17 protein-coding genes are annotated in these 16976 nt (G+C 49.5%); all 17 read left to right on the top strand.

What is annotated here, in order from left to right; genetic code table 11:
- Window positions 1-70 precede the first annotated feature (70 nt).
- The 17 genes from glyA to ACOZB4_RS15545 all read left to right on the top strand — a co-directional run bounded on the left by glyA (window position 71) and on the right by ACOZB4_RS15545 (window position 16783).
- Window positions 71-1321 (top strand): serine hydroxymethyltransferase, encoded by a 1251-nt coding sequence (gene glyA, locus ACOZB4_RS15625; RefSeq protein WP_076323973.1) that lies wholly within the window; start codon window positions 71-73, stop codon window positions 1319-1321.
- A 344-nt stretch (window positions 1322-1665) separates the two neighbouring features.
- Window positions 1666-2295: a uracil phosphoribosyltransferase gene (gene upp, locus ACOZB4_RS15620; protein WP_076323974.1), complete on the top strand. Its 630-nt coding sequence runs from the start codon at window positions 1666-1668 to the stop codon at window positions 2293-2295.
- 59 nt (window positions 2296-2354) lie between these two features.
- A complete protein-coding gene (wecB, locus tag ACOZB4_RS15615; RefSeq protein WP_076323975.1) occupies window positions 2355-3512 on the top strand; it encodes a non-hydrolyzing UDP-N-acetylglucosamine 2-epimerase in 1158 nt (385 codons plus the stop codon).
- A 175-nt stretch (window positions 3513-3687) separates the two neighbouring features.
- Window positions 3688-3918, top strand: coding sequence for an AtpZ/AtpI family protein (locus ACOZB4_RS15610; RefSeq protein ID WP_076323976.1), 231 nt, complete (start codon window positions 3688-3690; stop codon window positions 3916-3918).
- Window positions 3915-4292 (top strand): ATP synthase subunit I, encoded by a 378-nt coding sequence (locus ACOZB4_RS15605; protein ID WP_076323977.1) that lies wholly within the window; start codon window positions 3915-3917, stop codon window positions 4290-4292. Before ACOZB4_RS15610 ends, ACOZB4_RS15605 begins: the two co-directional genes overlap by 4 nt.
- A 35-nt stretch (window positions 4293-4327) precedes the next feature.
- The gene (gene atpB, locus ACOZB4_RS15600; RefSeq protein WP_098749232.1) at window positions 4328-5089 is read left to right on the top strand and encodes a F0F1 ATP synthase subunit A; all 762 of its coding nucleotides are present in this window, start codon (window positions 4328-4330) and stop codon (window positions 5087-5089) included.
- Between the two features lie 106 nt (window positions 5090-5195).
- Window positions 5196-5408, top strand: coding sequence for a F0F1 ATP synthase subunit C (atpE, locus tag ACOZB4_RS15595; protein ID WP_007128780.1), 213 nt, complete (start codon window positions 5196-5198; stop codon window positions 5406-5408).
- 95 nt (window positions 5409-5503) lie between these two features.
- Window positions 5504-5992: a F0F1 ATP synthase subunit B gene (gene atpF / locus ACOZB4_RS15590; RefSeq protein ID WP_076323979.1), complete on the top strand. Its 489-nt coding sequence runs from the start codon at window positions 5504-5506 to the stop codon at window positions 5990-5992.
- A complete protein-coding gene (locus ACOZB4_RS15585) occupies window positions 5989-6534 on the top strand; it encodes a F0F1 ATP synthase subunit delta (RefSeq protein WP_076323980.1) in 546 nt (181 codons plus the stop codon). Before atpF ends, ACOZB4_RS15585 begins: the two co-directional genes overlap by 4 nt.
- Before the next feature lie 18 nt (window positions 6535-6552).
- The gene (atpA, locus tag ACOZB4_RS15580) at window positions 6553-8067 is read left to right on the top strand and encodes a F0F1 ATP synthase subunit alpha (RefSeq protein WP_076323981.1); all 1515 of its coding nucleotides are present in this window, start codon (window positions 6553-6555) and stop codon (window positions 8065-8067) included.
- A gap of 186 nt (window positions 8068-8253) precedes the next feature.
- Window positions 8254-9114 (top strand): ATP synthase F1 subunit gamma, encoded by an 861-nt coding sequence (atpG, locus tag ACOZB4_RS15575; protein WP_076323982.1) that lies wholly within the window; start codon window positions 8254-8256, stop codon window positions 9112-9114.
- A gap of 119 nt (window positions 9115-9233) precedes the next feature.
- Window positions 9234-10634: a F0F1 ATP synthase subunit beta gene (atpD, locus tag ACOZB4_RS15570; protein ID WP_076323983.1), complete on the top strand. Its 1401-nt coding sequence runs from the start codon at window positions 9234-9236 to the stop codon at window positions 10632-10634.
- Window positions 10635-10733: 99 nt separating this feature from the next.
- On the top strand, window positions 10734-11138 hold the full coding sequence (locus ACOZB4_RS15565) for a F0F1 ATP synthase subunit epsilon (protein ID WP_076323984.1): 405 nt from the start codon (window positions 10734-10736) through the stop codon (window positions 11136-11138).
- A gap of 662 nt (window positions 11139-11800) precedes the next feature.
- A complete protein-coding gene (locus ACOZB4_RS15560) occupies window positions 11801-12055 on the top strand; it encodes a DUF1146 family protein (protein WP_076323985.1) in 255 nt (84 codons plus the stop codon).
- Window positions 12056-12552: 497 nt separating this feature from the next.
- Window positions 12553-13899, top strand: coding sequence for a UDP-N-acetylglucosamine 1-carboxyvinyltransferase (gene murA, locus ACOZB4_RS15555; protein ID WP_379410290.1), 1347 nt, complete (start codon window positions 12553-12555; stop codon window positions 13897-13899).
- Between the two features lie 706 nt (window positions 13900-14605).
- On the top strand, window positions 14606-15838 hold the full coding sequence (spoIID, locus tag ACOZB4_RS15550) for a stage II sporulation protein D (RefSeq protein WP_379409647.1): 1233 nt from the start codon (window positions 14606-14608) through the stop codon (window positions 15836-15838).
- 204 nt (window positions 15839-16042) lie between these two features.
- Complete coding sequence (locus ACOZB4_RS15545) at window positions 16043-16783, top strand: peptidoglycan DD-metalloendopeptidase family protein (protein WP_379409644.1); 741 nt, start codon at window positions 16043-16045, stop codon at window positions 16781-16783.
- Window positions 16784-16976: the final 193 nt, after the last annotated feature.

The raw sequence follows: 16976 nt of genomic DNA, 5'->3' as shown, positions 1-16976 counted from the left end.
TTTAATTATGAGAACTTGTAGTATTGACTTTGCAAGAAAAAATAACGATTGATTATGGGAGGATATGAACATGATGGAACATTTGCGGAAGAGTGACCCGGCTGTATTGGAAGCGATGGATTTGGAGCTAAAGCGTCAGCGCAGCAACATTGAGCTGATTGCCTCTGAGAATATTGTTAGCGAAGCGGTTATGGAAGCAATGGGGACGGTGCTGACGAATAAATATGCGGAAGGCTACCCTGGCAAACGCTATTACGGTGGCTGTGAGCGTGTGGATATCGTGGAAGATATCGCCCGTGACCGTGCCAAAGAACTGTTTGGAGCCGAGCATGCCAACGTTCAGCCGCACTCCGGTGCCCAAGCGAACATGGCGGTATATTTGGCAGCCCTGAAGCCTGGAGATACCGTGCTCGGCATGAACCTGGCCCATGGCGGCCATTTGACTCACGGCAGCCCGGTTAACGCTTCCGGACTTCTGTACAACTTTGTTGCCTACGGCGTGCAAGAAGATACGTTCCTGATCGATTACGACGAAGTTCGCAAAGCGGCATTCAAGCATCGCCCTCGTCTGATCGTAGCGGGTGCAAGTGCCTATCCTCGCATCATTGATTTTGAACGGCTTGCTGCCATCGCGAACGACGTTGGCGCATTGTTCATGGTTGATATGGCTCATATTGCCGGTCTTGTTGCGGCAGGTCTTCATCCGAATCCGGTTCCGCATGCCCATTTTGTAACGACAACGACGCATAAGACGCTTCGCGGACCTCGCGGCGGTATGATTCTGTGCAAAAAAGCTTGGGCGCAAGCGATCGATAAAGCGGTATTCCCCGGCTCCCAAGGCGGCCCGCTCATGCATGTTATTGCTTCCAAGGCCGTTGCGCTTGGCGAAGCATTGGATCCGTCCTTCAAGACGTATGCAGAGAATGTCGTGAAGAACGCGAAAGTGCTGGCAGATACTCTGATCGAGGAAGGCTTGAATATCGTATCCGGGGGAACCGATAACCACCTGATGCTGGTGGATACCCGCAATCTGGACATCACCGGTAAAGACGCGGAGAAAGTTCTGGACTCCATCGGGATTACCGTGAACAAGAATGCCATCCCGTTTGATCCAACCAGCCCGTTCGTAACGAGCGGTATCCGTATCGGTACCCCTGCGGTTACTTCCCGCGGTATGGATGAGCAGGCGATGGTGAAAATCGCGAAAATTATTGCGATGACATTGAAGCAGCCGAAAGACGAGGCAACGCTTGAAAACGCAGGTCGTTTGGTGGCTGAGCTTACAGATCAATACCCTCTCTATGCTGAAATGAAATATTAATCACAGTTTCCTCCGCGTAAGAGGCCTATTATAAGAGGACCCCGCCTGATGCAGGTGGGGTCCTTTTAGGAGCTATAAACATTCTGGCCAGATTGCTATGCTCTCATTTTCCCAGTCAGGTAGCTTCGCGGTTAGCATCAATATAGGCGAGAATGGAAAACCTAGGTTCAGGGCAGAAGGAGATCCGGTTTAGTTATAAGGTCAAAAACTCATGGAATAAAACATGACCCGTGCAGGTGTCAATTGACTAGAGGGAATGATATAATAGACAGGATTTATGGAGCTCACAAATATTTTACGCCCATATTGAAATAACATTTGTACTCAAACCGGAGGGACCAGACATGGGAAAATTGGTGATTTGTGATCACCCGTTGATTCAACACAAACTTACATTTATCCGCGATATGCGGACTAACACAAAAGACTTTCGCGAATTGGTAGACGAAGTCGCGACTTTGATGGCTTATGAAATTACGCGGGAGGTTTCTCTTGAATCCATATCCGTGCAGACGCCGGTAGCTGAAACCCAAGGCAAAGTCATTTCCGGCCGCATGCTCGGCTTGATTCCGATCCTGCGCGCCGGTCTAGGCATGCTGGATGGAGTTGTCAAGCTGCTTCCTGCAGCAAAGGTAGGGCATGTCGGATTGTTCCGTGACCCCGAAACGCTTCAGCCTGTTGAATATTATACGAAGCTTCCAACGGACGTTACGGAACGGGAATTGATCGTCATTGATCCGATGCTCGCGACGGGCGGATCCGCCATCGCTGCTATCGACGTGCTGAAGAAACGCGGCTGTACCCAGATCAAGATGATGAACCTCGTGGCTGCACCGGAAGGTGTGAAGGCTGTCCATGATGCCCATCCGGACGTGGATATTTATGTTGCTGCTCTCGATGAGGGCCTTAACGACCATGGCTACATCGTACCGGGCCTTGGGGATGCAGGGGATCGGCTGTACGGCACGAAATAAGTGCCAGTCATTCGTACGTCTTGAATATTTGAAAACAAGCAAAGAGGGGTATTTCAAACATGTCAAAAGTGAAAGTGATGACGATATTTGGGGTCCGCCCCGAAGCAATCAAGATGGCGCCGCTTATTCTGGAGCTTCAACGTCACCCCGAGCATATTGAATCGGTCGTTTGTGTTACTGCGCAGCATCGGCAAATGCTGGATCAGGTGCTGGATGTGTTCAAGATTGTTCCCGACTATGATTTGGATGTCATGAAGGACCGTCAGACGCTCAACGAGATCACCGTGCGCGTTCTGGAGGGTCTTGAGCCTGTTCTTCGTGAGGCTAAACCTGATATCGTGCTGGTGCACGGCGATACGCTGACAACGTTCCTGGCCAGCTATGCAGCCTTTCTGCAGCAGATTCAGGTTGGCCATGTAGAGGCGGGTCTGCGGACATGGAACAAGCTGAATCCTTATCCGGAGGAGATGAACCGTCAGTTGACCGGTGTGCTTGCTGATCTTCACTTTGCGCCGACGAACTGGTCCGCCGAGAATCTCCGCAAGGAGAACAAGCCGGAATCCCGCATTTATGTTACGGGTAACACGGCTACGGACGTGTTCCAGTACACGGTGCGTGAAGGTTATACCCATCCGGTTCTGGACTGGGCGAAGGGCAAACGCTTGATCCTGATGACGGCACATCGCCGTGAATCCCAAGGGGAGCCGCATCGTCAAATATTTGAAGCGGTAAAGCGCATTGCCGATGAATTTGAGGATATCGCCATCGTATATCCTGTACATCCGAGCCCTGCCGTTAAAGAGCCGGCTCATCGCATTCTGGGAGATCACCCGCGCATCAAGCTGATTGATCCGCTGGATGTTGTGGATATGAACAATATCTACACCCATACGCATTTCATTATTACGGATTCCGGCGGCATGCAAGAGGAAGCTCCGTCATTCGGCGTGCCGACCCTGGTGCTTCGGGATACGACCGAACGTCCGGAGGGCATTGAGGCCGGTACCCTGGAGCTGGTAGGCACCCAGGAGGAGAATGTGTATGAACGGATTAAGGTTCTTCTGACTGATCAGGAGCTCTACGACAAGATGAGCAAAGCGGCTAATCCGTATGGTGATGGACAAGCTTCACAGCGAATTGTCAATGCGATTCTGCACCATTTCGGCATCCGAAAAGAGCGTCCTGAAGAATTTCACAGAATGTTCACAAAGGTATAGTTTACCGTATTCTGATGGGCAAGGAGACAGCATACAGTTGAACTGTACGGTTACCGCGGCGTTTTGTGCAATTTAGACTGCTCAAAACGCCGATTTTACACGGTAAATCCATCAAATCGATTCATTGACAAACTCTTGTAATATTCAGTAAAATGAGTTGGGATTAGAGGTTCATATGAAAAATCCGAAAAGTCAAGATAACCCTTGGTTGATAGCGCTATACATTAGCGGGGCTGGCGGTTTGCTTGCCGCTTACATTCTCATCGGTTTTTTTACCGGGCGATGGCTCATGAATCATTTGGACGGGCCCAGAGTGTGGCTTGCCATTGGTACGCTTTCGGGGCTCTTTGTAGGGATTTTGAATATCGCTCTTCTCATTAAAAAGTTTTTGGGGGCGCAGGCGTGAATGATTTGACTTCCATTGTGAACGCTGTATTTAGAGTATCATTACTCTTATTGTCTGCCTTGTTTCTCGGATGGGCTCTCTATCCGGAATTTCGCCCGATTTTTATGGGGTTGATCATGGGCATGGCGGCGGGATTGTTTAATGTACGCTTCCTCTCCATGAAAGTGCAGCAGCTGGCGCAATTGGCTGTCGATCCGGAACCGAAAAAGTACAACTTCGGCTTTATTACGAGATTGTGTATCGGATTTCTGATTGTTATCTTCGCCGCTAAACTCGAGCAGGTATCACTCGGCGGTGCAATTGCCGGTCTGTTCATACCCCAATTGTTGACCATTCCTGTCAGCATTGTGTTCAGTTTGAGAAACAATCATTGATCAGCGCTAACTTGGAAAGGGGTGAAAACAATTTTATGCATGATTCACCGATTATCAAACTTGGCGGATTGAATATTGATCTTTCAGCGGTACTTATGCTGTTCGTCACCTGCTTGGTGGTGTTCGTATTATGTCGACTGGCTGTACGTAATCTATCCGTCGAAAACCCTTCCAAACTGCAAAACTTCATGGAATGGGTAGTGGAATTTGTGCAAGGCGTCGTAGCGAGTGCGATGGATCTGAAGAAAGGGAAAGCTTACATATCATTGGGGCTTACTCTGATCCTGTTCATCTTTGTAGCCAACTTGCTGGGCCTGCCGTTCTCAATTATCACCGACTTGCCGGAGGACTTCGAAGTCTTTGGCCAGCCAATCCTGGCTACGCTCGGACTTGAACATGGCCACTACGCCCACGTATTGTGGTGGAAGTCGCCAACAGCGGATATTTCCGTTACGGCCGGTCTTGCGATCGTTGTGTTCGTGCTCATGAACTACCTGGGCTTGAAGCAGAATCGCAAGCATTACCTGAAGCATTACATCGAACCGTTCCCGATCTTCTTGCCACTCAATATCATTGAGAACCTGGCAAAACCTATCGCTCTGGCAATCCGGCTTTATGCCAACATTTTTGCCGGCGAGGTACTGATCACGGTGATTCTGAAAACGGGCTTCTGGGGCATTCCGTTTATGGCCGCATGGCAAGGTTTCAGTATCTTCATTGGTGCATTGCAGGCGTTTATCTTTACGATTTTGACCATGGTATACATCTCGCAAACAACGATTCACGAAGAGCATTGATCAACTCGGACGAATCCGCCGTAACAGCGGTGTTTTTCGAAAGAGATATTTTCTATAGTTTCACCAAATTTCAATTTTGAAACAATTTTAAGGAGGATATTTAACAATGGAATTTTTGGCAGCAGCTATTGCAGTAGGTCTGGGCGCTCTTGGCGCAGGTTTGGGTAACGGTATGATCGTAAGCAGAACAGTTGAGTCTATCGCTCGTCAACCAGAAGCACGTGGTCAATTGCAAACAACGATGTTTATCGGTGTTGGTATCGTAGAGGTTATTCCTTTGGCAGCTACTGTTATCGCGTTCTTGATCATGTTCTCTTAATAACAATACAACGGTTTGGCGGGGAGGGCCGATGCCATCCGCGCCTTCGTTTTGTTAGGCACCGCACTTCGTGTTGATGGAAAGGAGTGACCTCAATGAATATTCTATGGGAAAATATGGTAATCACTATTATCGCGTTTATTATTCTTTACCTTTTGCTTCAAAAGTTTGCGTTCAGCAAATTGTTCGGCATCATGGAGCAGCGTCGTGAACTGGTAATGAGCCAGATGAACGAAGCAGCACAGACCCGTCAGCAGGCAACTGCTTATGTAGAAGAGCAGAAGAAGGCACTGGAGCAAGCGCGTCAAGATGCTCACGAAATCATCGAGCGTTCCAGACAAACTAGCAACAAACAAGCAGAGCAAATTATGGAGCAAGCTAAGGAAGAGGCGGTTCGCCTGAAATCCGAGGCTGTTCGTGATATCGACAATGAGAAGAAGAAAGCTGTCGAAGAGCTTCGCAATGAAATCGGCAGTGTTTCCGTGAAAATCGCTACCAAGCTGATTGAACGGGAAGTGAAGAATGACAAAGCTCAAGAAGAACTGGTGGATCAATACCTTAAAGAGGTAGGAGGCAGACCATGAGCCAAAATACAGTAGCAGCCAAGCGGTATGCGCGGGCGCTGTTCGAAGTGGCGGCTCAGCAGCAGAAGGGTCTGGAAGTGGAAGAGGAATTACGCGCTGTTGTGCAAGCCATCGAAGGCGATGCCGACATCCAGAAATTCATCTCCACGCCGAATGTTCCCCAGTCCGTGAAGATGAACGTAATCAGCCAGGCGTTGGCAGGGAAGGTATCGCAGCCTGTATTGAACACGATCGAATTGCTTCTCGACAGAGGGCGTACAGAAATGTTCGCTGAACTGCTGAACAGTTATGTGAAGATACAAGGTGCGAGCTTAGGATTGGCGGACGCCACTGTGTACTCCACCTACCCGCTTAGCGATCAGGAAAAAGAACAGGTAGCTTCGGAATTCGGACAGTTAGCCCATCAGAATATCCGGGTAACCAATGTTGTGGACGAGAGTTTGCTCGGCGGCCTGAAAGTTGCCATTGGCGACAAGCTTTATGACGGAAGCCTTGCCGGGAAGCTGGAACGTCTTGAAAAGTCTTTTAATAGACGAGCATAGTAGATAGGGGTGAAAACGTTGAGTATCAGACCTGAAGAAATCAGTACTTTAATCAAAAGTCAAATTGAAGAATATAAATCCGATATCACTGTCTCTGAAGTAGGTACGGTAATTCAAGTAAGTGACGGTATTGCTCGCGTGTACGGCCTGGAGAACGCGATGTCCGGGGAACTTTTGGAGTTCCAGAACGGCGTGTTCGGTCTGGCGCTGAACCTTGAGGAGAGCAATGTCGGTGTCGTTATCCTGGGACCTTACTCCGAAATCAAGGAAGGCGATCAGGTTAAGCGTACAGGACGTATCATGGAGGTTCCTGTAGGTGAAGCTCTGCTGGGACGCGTTGTCAATCCGCTGGGTCAACCGCTTGACGGCAAAGGCCCGATCGAAGCGACAGCTTATCGTCCGGTTGAGAGCAGCGCACCAGGCGTTATCGAACGTAAATCCGTTCATGAGCCTATGCAGACAGGTATTAAAGCGATCGACGCGATGGTACCTATCGGCCGCGGACAGCGCGAGCTGATCATCGGTGACCGCCAAACGGGTAAAACCACCGTTGCGATCGATACCATTCTGAACCAAAAGGGCAGCGGCGTTAAATGTATCTATGTAGCCATTGGCCAAAAGCAATCCACTGTAGCACAGGTTGTTGAAACACTTCGCCGTCATGGCGCACTGGAGTACACGATTGTTGTTACGGCTTCGGCTTCTGAGCCTGCTCCATTGCAGTACATCGCTCCATACGCAGGCTGCGCTATGGGTGAGTACTTCATGTACAAGGGCGAGCATGCACTCATCATTTATGATGACTTGTCGAAACAAGCGGCAGCATATCGTGAGTTGTCCTTGCTCCTCCGTCGTCCTCCGGGTCGGGAAGCTTATCCGGGTGACGTTTTCTACTTGCACTCCCGTTTGCTGGAACGTGCAGCGAAGCTCAACGATGAGCTTGGTGGTGGTTCATTAACCGCACTGCCATTTATTGAAACACAGGCTTCTGACGTATCTGCTTACATTCCAACCAACGTAATTTCGATTACGGATGGACAGATCTTCCTGGAGTCTGAGTTGTTCTACTCCGGTCAACGTCCAGCGATTAACGTCGGTATTTCGGTATCCCGTGTCGGTGGTTCCGCGCAGATCAAAGCGATGAAAAAGGTTGCGGGCGGCATGAAGCTGGATCTTGCGCAATATCGTGAGCTCCAGGCGTTCTCCCAGTTCGGATCTGATCTGGACAAATCAACCTTGGCTCGTTTGAACCGTGGTGCAAGATTGATGGAAATCCTGAAGCAGGGTGTAAACCAGCCGTTGTCCGTTGAACAACAGGTGGTTAGCTTGTACGCAGCAGTTAAAGGATATATCGATGATATCGAGGTTGCTGACGTGCGTCGTTTCGAGAGCGAGTTCCTTACGTTTATTGAAAGCAATAAACCGGAAATTCTTCAATCCATTACGGATACGAAGGATCTGACGTCCGACAACGAAAACGCATTGAAAGCGGCAATCGATCAATTTAAGAAGGGCTTTGCCGCTTCGGTTTAAGCTCCTCAGGTAAGCAATAGGAGGGGAGCCGGGGTAAGCCCGGCATCCTCTTTCATCATATGGAATGTAGCTTTGGCTGTGACCAAAGTGATTTTTACAAAAGGTACGGCTTTGGTCCTAGCCAAAGCTTAGTCTACGCGTACGAAGTTAGCTTTGGCTTCGCCAAAGCTTTAAGGTGGTGAAAACATGGCAAGAGGATTACGTGATATTAAGCGGCAGATCAAGAGTGTTCAGAACACAAGGCAGATCACCAAGGCGATGGAAATGGTTGCTGCCGCGAAGCTGAGAAGAGCTCAAGAGAAAGCAACCTCCGCGCTTCCATACTCTGAGAAGCTGAAAGAAGTGGTTGGCAGCATTGCTGCTGGAACCAAGGGAATCAGCCATCCGATGCTGGAAAAGCGTGAAGTGAAGAAAACCGGTTATCTGGTGATCACTTCAGACCGCGGTCTTGCTGGTGCATCGAACTCCAACATTTTGCGAAAAGTATCGAACTTTATCGCAGAACGCCATCAGTCCAAGGACGAGTATTGCCTGTTTGTGATCGGACGTAAAGGGCGGGATTATTTCCGCCGTCGTGGACTTCCGGTTGTTGAGGAGCTCACCGATTTATCCGATAGTCCGACCTACGCAGATATTAAGGCCATCGCTAACGCGGCGGTTCATCAATATGAGCTGGGTCAGATTGATGAGTTATACGTGTGCTATAACCAATTCGTGAATGCTTTGACTCAGCTTCAGGAGATCTCTAAGCTTCTGCCGATGGAGAACATTGGTAGCGCCGAGAACCTGACGGGTTATGAGTATGAACCGTCTCCTGAAGGCGTGCTTGAGGTTCTGCTTCCGAAATATGCGGAAACATTGATTTTCAGTGCGATGCTGAATGCGAAGGCAAGTGAGTTGGGTGCGAAGATGACTGCTATGGGAGCTGCGACGAAGAATGCAAGCAAGATGATCAACGAGTTGAACCTTACTTACAACCGTGCTCGTCAGGCTGCCATTACGCAGGAAATTTCCGAGATTGTGGGCGGAGCAAACGCTCAGCAATAATGCACGGCTCCGAATTCTTAACTTAGTATTTAACGGATATGCGGCCATGTCATGAATAAGCCGCTTTTACGATCATCGTTCACCGCTAGAGGTGAGCGGGTAGGAGGGAAAACGAATCAATGAAAAAAGGACGCGTTGTCAGCATTACAGGTGCTGTAGTTGACATTGAATTTGAGCGCGGTCATCTTCCCGAGATTTTTAATGCTGTCAAGATTGAAGCAACGCTGGAAGGCGGCCGCTCGGTTGATTTGACTTTGGAAGTATCCAATCATTTGGGTGATAATCTGGTTCGTTGTATCGCGATGTCATCCACGGATGGTCTCGTTCGCGGTATCGAAGCCGTGGATTTGGGCAGACCGATTACGGTTCCTGTAGGTTCCGCTACACTTGGCCGTGTATTTAACGTATTGGGTGAGCCGATCGATAATGCAGGTGCCGTAGTATCCGAAATTAATAACCCGATCCACCGTGAGGCTCCTGCTTATGATGAGCTTTCCACGCAAGCAGAAATGCTTGAAACGGGAATTAAAGTCATCGACTTGCTTGCTCCATACCAAAAAGGCGGTAAGATCGGTCTCTTTGGTGGTGCCGGCGTAGGTAAAACCGTTGCCATCCAGGAATTGATCAACAACATCGCCCAAGAACACGGCGGTATTTCCGTATTTGCCGGCGTAGGTGAGCGTACTCGTGAAGGTAATGACCTTTACCACGAGATGAGTGATTCCGGTGTTATCAACAAAACCGCGATGGTATTCGGTCAAATGAACGAGCCTCCGGGTGCCCGTCTTCGCGTAGCATTGACTGGTTTGACGATGGCGGAATATTTCCGTGATCAAGAAGGTAAAGACGTACTTCTCTTTATCGATAACATCTTCCGCTTTACTCAAGCGGGTTCCGAAGTATCCGCCCTCCTGGGTCGTATGCCTTCCGCGGTAGGTTACCAGCCAACGCTGGCATCCGAAATGGGACGCTTGCAGGAGCGGATTACCTCTACCAAAAAAGGTTCCGTTACATCCATCCAGGCTATCTATGTACCTGCGGATGACTATACGGATCCGGCTCCGGCTACAACGTTTGCTCACTTGGATGCAACGACAAACCTGGAGCGTAAAATTTCCGAGATGGGTATCTATCCTGCGGTAGATCCGCTTGCATCCAGTTCCCGTATCTTGGCTCCGGAAATCGTGGGCGAAGAGCACTATAATGTTGCTCAAGGCGTTAAGAAAATTTTGGCTCGCTATAACGAGCTTCAAGATATCATCGCGATTCTCGGTATGGATGAGCTGAGCGAGGAAGATAAAGCGATTGTTGGACGTGCTCGTCGTGTTCAACGTTTCCTTTCCCAAGCTTTCCACGTTGCCGAGCAGTTTAACGGCATCCCGGGTAAATATGTACCGGTTAAAGAAACCGTACGCAGCTTTAAAGAGATCTTGGAAGGCAAGCACGACCACCTTCCGGAAGCGGCTTTCCTGTTCGTAGGTACGATTGAAGAGGCAGTTGAAAAAGCAAAAACATTGTAAGCTGACGCTCCGTGATCGGCAGACCGGAACAGTGCTTCTTGCGAGACTGTGAGGTCTGCTGCGCGAGTTTTCTGCGGAAAACGGTGAGGAGGGATGGAAGTGAGCACCATTTTGTTGGAAATCGTAACGCCGGACCGCCTGGTCTACTCTGAGCAGGTGAACAGTGTTACGGTGCGTGGGGTCGAGGGAGAGCTGGGCATTTTGCCAGGTCATATTTCCTTCGTTACGCCGCTTCAGATAGCGCCAGTTTATGTGAAGATTGGCAACCAGAGAACCCCGTTTGCGGTACAAGGCGGTTTCGTCGAAGTCCGTAAAGATAAGATTGTCATCCTGGCGGAAAGCGCAGAGAAAGCGGAAGAAATCGATCTGGAGCGTGCGGAAGCCGCGAAGGAAAGAGCTGAGACCCGTCTGCATGCGAAGGGAAGACAAGATGAAGTTGACCATCGTCGCGCGGAAATGGCTCTGCAAAGAGCGATGAACCGGATTAAAGTGACGCGGAACTGATAAGGTAATGAAGACAGCTTGCTGCAATTTTCAGCCAAGCTGTCTTTTTGTGTTCTATTTCTATTAGTAGCCAATGATACTGGTTATAAAAGTGCTCGTTTAAGGTGTTGAGCATTCATAGATTGCAGGTATAACCTAGCATGAAAGGGAGAGAGAGGTAATCTTTTATGGTTATCTCATTGTCTGAACCGCATATCTGGTGGGATCTAGTTGGCTCATGGAGCCATTGCATATACAATTTGGTGGATGACGTAAATGGGTCCATAGCCATCAATTACTCTTAGAAAGGACCTGAGACATGGATTGTTTTGATACATAAATATTCTTCTTTCGTGATAACGTCATCTCGGCTATACACGGGTCTGTGAATATCATTAATTTCATAGATGGGTATTTTTTTGTTAAACCATCGGTATAAATAGAAGTTCGAGATATAAAACTACACTATATGATTGGCTGTTGGATGTTTTTTGAAGTGAAATTAATGGGAATTCTAACTTCTCCTAATAGCGTATAAATGATCGTTTTGGGAGGTTGTCGAGAAACTTTATTATTTCCGAGGAAATGTCGTATAGAAAGTGCTGGATTCTTAGGCTCCAGCCAAGTATTATAGAAGAGTCGGTCCTGAACAGGGCAGGATAATTTATGAAGGAGGAGGGAGTATGAACCAGGATTTATCTAATTCAATCAGTGCTGTTGGTGTTAACGGATTCTTGTCTATTGTCGTTTCGCTGATCTGTATCGCACTGGCTTGGTGGGCATTACAACAAGTAAAGCTGGATTTGGTTGTCCGTCATCCAAAAGGGCCGCAGGGAAAGCTGTTGCATTTGCTGCTGGCAGTGGTGCTTGGACGATTCGTGGCTGAATTCCTAATTGACTATATTACATGGAGTCAAATGATCCGATATATGTTTTAGAACGGAAATGAGCGTCATACATAACACAAGGTGCTGCAGTTAGTAATGAAACATTTGTTGCACGAGGTTATGGGCTTGCCAATATTTTACTTGTCTGTTTTAATTGCGGCATGAATGGTTATATCTCTGTTAGGTTGCTAGGGGAGAAGATGTCGAATAAACGCATTTTATTATGTTAACACTTAAAATAAGAATTTGATCGGGCGGACGGTATGACTTCCGGACTATAGAGTTCACCCGGTAATTGTTATGCATTGACAAGTGCTGGTCGGTCATGGTACCTTTCGAAGGTCCATACTGCGGATAACAGATGCTTCATAAGGCGGCATCATGGATTTCTGATACCTGATGTAGACACCGAAACAGATGTCATAAATAGTTCGAAAATCGCTTGTTTAGCGGAAATCACTAATGTTAAGATGAAAGTTAGGGAATCAGCAACAACTAATCACTAACACACGCAATCAGGAAAATTATGGACGCGGAGGGAAACCATGATGAGCAAATTTATCGTCCGCGGTGGCAAAAGACTGACCGGAAGCGTCAAAGTCAGCGGAGCAAAAAATTCAGTTCTTCCGATCATCGCTGCCTCTCTACTAGGGGAAGTTGGGGAAAGTGTTATTATTGACGCGCCTCCTCTTGACGATGTAATTACAATCAGTAAAGTTTTGGAGTCGCTTGGTGCGGGCATTACATATCAGGATGAAGTGATACGTGTAAATGCAGAGCACATAACGACATATGAAGCGCCTTATGAATGGGTGCGGAAGATGCGGGCGTCTTTTCTGGTCATGGGACCTTTATTGGCACGTTGTGGACGAACCCGGATTTCGCTTCCCGGGGGGTGTGCTATCGGCACAAGACCCATTGATCAACACCTAAAAGGATTTGAAGCTCTCGGGGCTGAGATTAGCCTCGGACAAGGATATATTGAAGCTAAAAGCAATGGCAGATTGCGTGGGGCGAAGGTCTATTTGGACGTAGCCAGCGTGGGTGCTACTGAAAATATTATGATGGCTGCTACATTGGCTGAAGGGATTACGGTAATCGAAAATGCGGCGAAAGAGCCGGAAATTGTCGATTTAGCGAATTACCTGAATGCAATGGGCGCCAAAGTTCGCGGTGCGGGCACGGGTGTGATTCGTATCGAGGGCGTTGAGAAGATGCATGGCGTTAAGCATAACGTAATTCCTGACCGAATTGAAGCAGGCACCTTTATGGCTGCGGCTGCAATCACGGGCGGTGATGTGTATGTCGAAGGAGCCATTGCAGACCACCTTGGACCGGTTATTTCCAAGATGGAAGAGATGGGGATTACCATTGAACCGGACGAGAATGGAATTCGCGTTATCGCTGACAAACCATTAAAGTCGGTTGATGTGAAAACCTTGCCTTATCCTGGGTTCCCAACCGATATGCAGTCCCAGATGATGGCGCTTTTGCTGGTTTCCGAAGGTACAAGTGTTGTTACGGAAACGGTATTTGAAAACCGCTTTATGCATGTGGACGAATTTCAGCTGATGAATGCGGAGATCAAAGTTGAAGGACGTTCTGCCATCGTTACGGGCGGCGCTAAGCTTAAAGGTGCCAAAGTAACGGCAACGGATCTGCGTGCAGGGGCTGCCTTGATATTAGCCGGGCTTGTATCGGAGGGGACTACCGAAGTTGGCGGCGTACAGCATATCGATCGCGGCTATGTTCATTTAGCGGAGAAGCTGTCTGGACTTGGCGCGGATATCTGGCGTATTTCGACGGAGGACCAGAGCTCGGAGAAGGTTTCGAAAAAAGTGGCAAGTGAAACAGAAGACGCAAAAGTTTTCAAAGTTCAACCTACCTGGGTGTAACAATCAAGATTGACCTTGATGATCCAGGATAGACCACAATAGAGTGTAGAAGAAGGGGCTTTGCCGATAAGGGCGAAGCTCCTTCTTTTTTGTATGTAAACATAATTCCGGCTATCATTGATTCTCTTACGTTGATACCGGATGAGTAGGAGACTCTCTCTTTGCTAGCTTGCTTGCAGTCAGTGTCAGCGTTTCTTCATCCATGTGACTTTTTCCTTTCTCTTAGAATAGTTCTATCAAATGCCCGTATCTCATAAGTATAAGTAGAGCCTGATGGAGCATAAGCCAGAGGTATATTCCAGGGGAAAAGGCACAGGAGGGAAATGCAATGAAAGATTCGAAGGTTCGGGTAAATCTGAGCACGGCAGGAAAAAAACGAGCGATCGATCCAAAAGATGTTCTGAAAGAAGAGAATCCTCAATCATACCAGGTGCCATCCGAAGGATCGGCTGCTCCCGTATTGAAGTGGGATTTTCCCGGTGAACTTGAGAAGAAAGCCGGATCAACTGAAAAACATAGTTATGAATCGAAACAGGATAAAAAGGATATAGAGGAAGGGCCGCTCGGGCACCGCGGCCCGGGGAGAGCGCCGGACGCCTTCGGCGAGTCCGGCCACAGCCCGCGGGCGGCCCATACGCCGCCGCCCGGCCGCCCCGCTGGCGCGCCTGCGCATGGCGCCGCGCCAGCCCCCGGCGGGCCAGCGGCGATGCCGCAGGGCCCGCATCCCGCGGCCGAGCCGCAGCGCTTCGCGCAGGCGGCAACGGGCCGCGTGCCGCGCGGCGGCCGCACGTTCCGTGTGCGGCCTGCGCGCTGGGGGCGCAGCGGCTTTGCCGCGCGGCGCCCGGCCACCGGAAGGCGGCGGGTGCGGGTGCACCCCGCCGTCTGGGCCGTGGCGGTGCTGCTGGCCTTGGCGCTGGCGCTGCCTCTGCTGGTGGTTGCCCCCGGCAACAACGCACAAGAGCCGCTGCCGCCCGGGCCGGCGCCGCTGCCTTCCGCCGAGCCGCAGGCGGCGGAAGAGCCCACGGTATCCGTCTATGTAACCAAGACGGATACCGTGGAGGAACTGCCGCTGGAACAATATCTCGTCGGCGTCCTGGCAGCCGAGATGCCGGCCGAGTTCCAGCTTGAGGCACTCAAGGCCCAGGCCATCGCGGCACGGACCTATATCGTGCAGCGGCTTGCGTCCGGGGACCGCAGCGGCGTGCCGGACGGCAAGGCCGTGGTGACCGACACGGTCAGTCACCAGGCTTATATTGCCCAAGACGAACTTACGAAGGAATGGCAGCGGCTGGGGAAGGAAGCAGAGCTGGCGAAGCTCCAGCAAGCGGTGAAGGAAACCGCAGGAGTGGTGATGACGTATGAGGGTCAACCGATTACGGCTTCTTTTTTCTCTACCAGTAACGGGTATACCGAAAATTCAGAGGATTATTGGAAGAACGAGATTCCCTATCTGCGAAGTGTGGAGAGTCCATGGGATAAACAGATTTCACCGAAGTACAAGACAACAATCACGATGCCCCGTTCGGAATTCATAGGAAAGCTCGGCCTGACGGATGGAGCCGTACCGGTATCGACAGGCGGGGATGGGGGGGCTTCTTTTTTGAAAGTACTCTCGTATACGCAAGGTCATCGAATTGAGAGCGTACGGGTTGGCGGCAAGAAGTTCACCGGTCGCGAGGTGAGAGAGAAGCTGGGGCTTCGGTCCAGCCAATTCACCCTTCATATGAAAGACGGCGAGATGGAGATAACGACCTACGGCAATGGCCACGGCGTGGGCATGAGCCAATACGGAGCAGAGGGCATGGCCCGCGAAGGATATGAAGCGAAAGAGATTCTGGAGCACTATTATACGAATATTTCTTTTGACAAAACTTCAAATCTTCTCTCTTTTAATACAAGTTCAAAAAATCGGTTTTTCAGCACCGAGAAGGTTGAATAAAGCTAGGGACTGAGAAGCGGAGCGTACGTTTTAGGTACGTGAGCATTGGAAGGACCGGCTGAATTCAAGATTCGATGCCGAGTTGCCCCTTGATTCACTCCGTGATCAAAAGACGACTTTTGGAACAACCTCTCAAAAAAATAATAGTGAGATAACGTATAAAAGAGTTGACCCCGGTAACAATGGTTACTGAGGTGATTGCAAATGAATGAACAGAACAAAAATAGTAAACCCCACGAAGAAACTCCTAAAACTGTGCAGGGAGATTCGGCGGTACCGTCATCTTCGTGGAAGAAAGCATTATCCAAACGGTGGGTGTTCCCGGCAGCATACTTAGCAGCAGCGGCAATTATACTAACCCTCGTGTGGGTCTACCAGGACGCCAGCCAAAAAACGCTGAAGCCACAAGGGGAAGAAACAAGTGTATCGGGATCGGTACAAGGTTCAGAGAAACCTGCTGCAACGGAAGGCAATGATGGAGAAGCTGTAGAAGTGACAGCCAATGCGCAATCAATGATCTGGCCGGTAGCCGATGACGTGGCAGTCAGCATCGTCAAGCCTTACTTTGATGAGACGAACCCGGAAACGCATCAAGAGGCGATGGTGCAATACAATGACACCTTCACGCCGAATCTGGGAATCGACTTGGCCGCTGCAGATGACACGATGTTTGAAGTTCGTGCCGCACTGACAGGTAAAGTGACCCGGGTCGAGAATCATCCAGTTAACGGCAACGTCGTGGAAATTACGTCGGGTGATACGAAAACCGTGTACCAAAGCTTGAGCGAAGTGAAAGTGAAGGAAGGCGCTGAAGTGAAGCAGGGCGATTCCATCGCGACTGCAGGACGCAGTGAGCTTGAGAAGGATCTCGGCAACCATGTGCACTTCGAAGTGTACGAGGGCGGGAAACTGGTCAACCCTGTGAGCGTGCTTCCGCAAAAATAATTTCATTTCTTTGTAGCCATGCGCCCACCGCGCACTTGAAGAGGGCAGGATCTTGTGATCCTGTCTTTTTTGTTGCGGGTTTGGACGGCAAGTCCAACCCTTGCTGCGCCTTGTTTTGTGGACATTTTAGACTTGTCCATCACGGGCATGTCCAGAAAATAAATGAGTCCAAGTAAGCTTGTCAGCCCTTGAA

Origin of the sequence: Paenibacillus sp. NPDC058898 (assembly GCF_049316025.1) — a bacterium.
GTDB lineage: Bacteria > Bacillota > Bacilli > Paenibacillales > Paenibacillaceae > Paenibacillus_AQ.
Note: the sequence above shows the minus strand (reverse complement) of the source record. Positions and strands in the feature narration are given on the sequence as shown.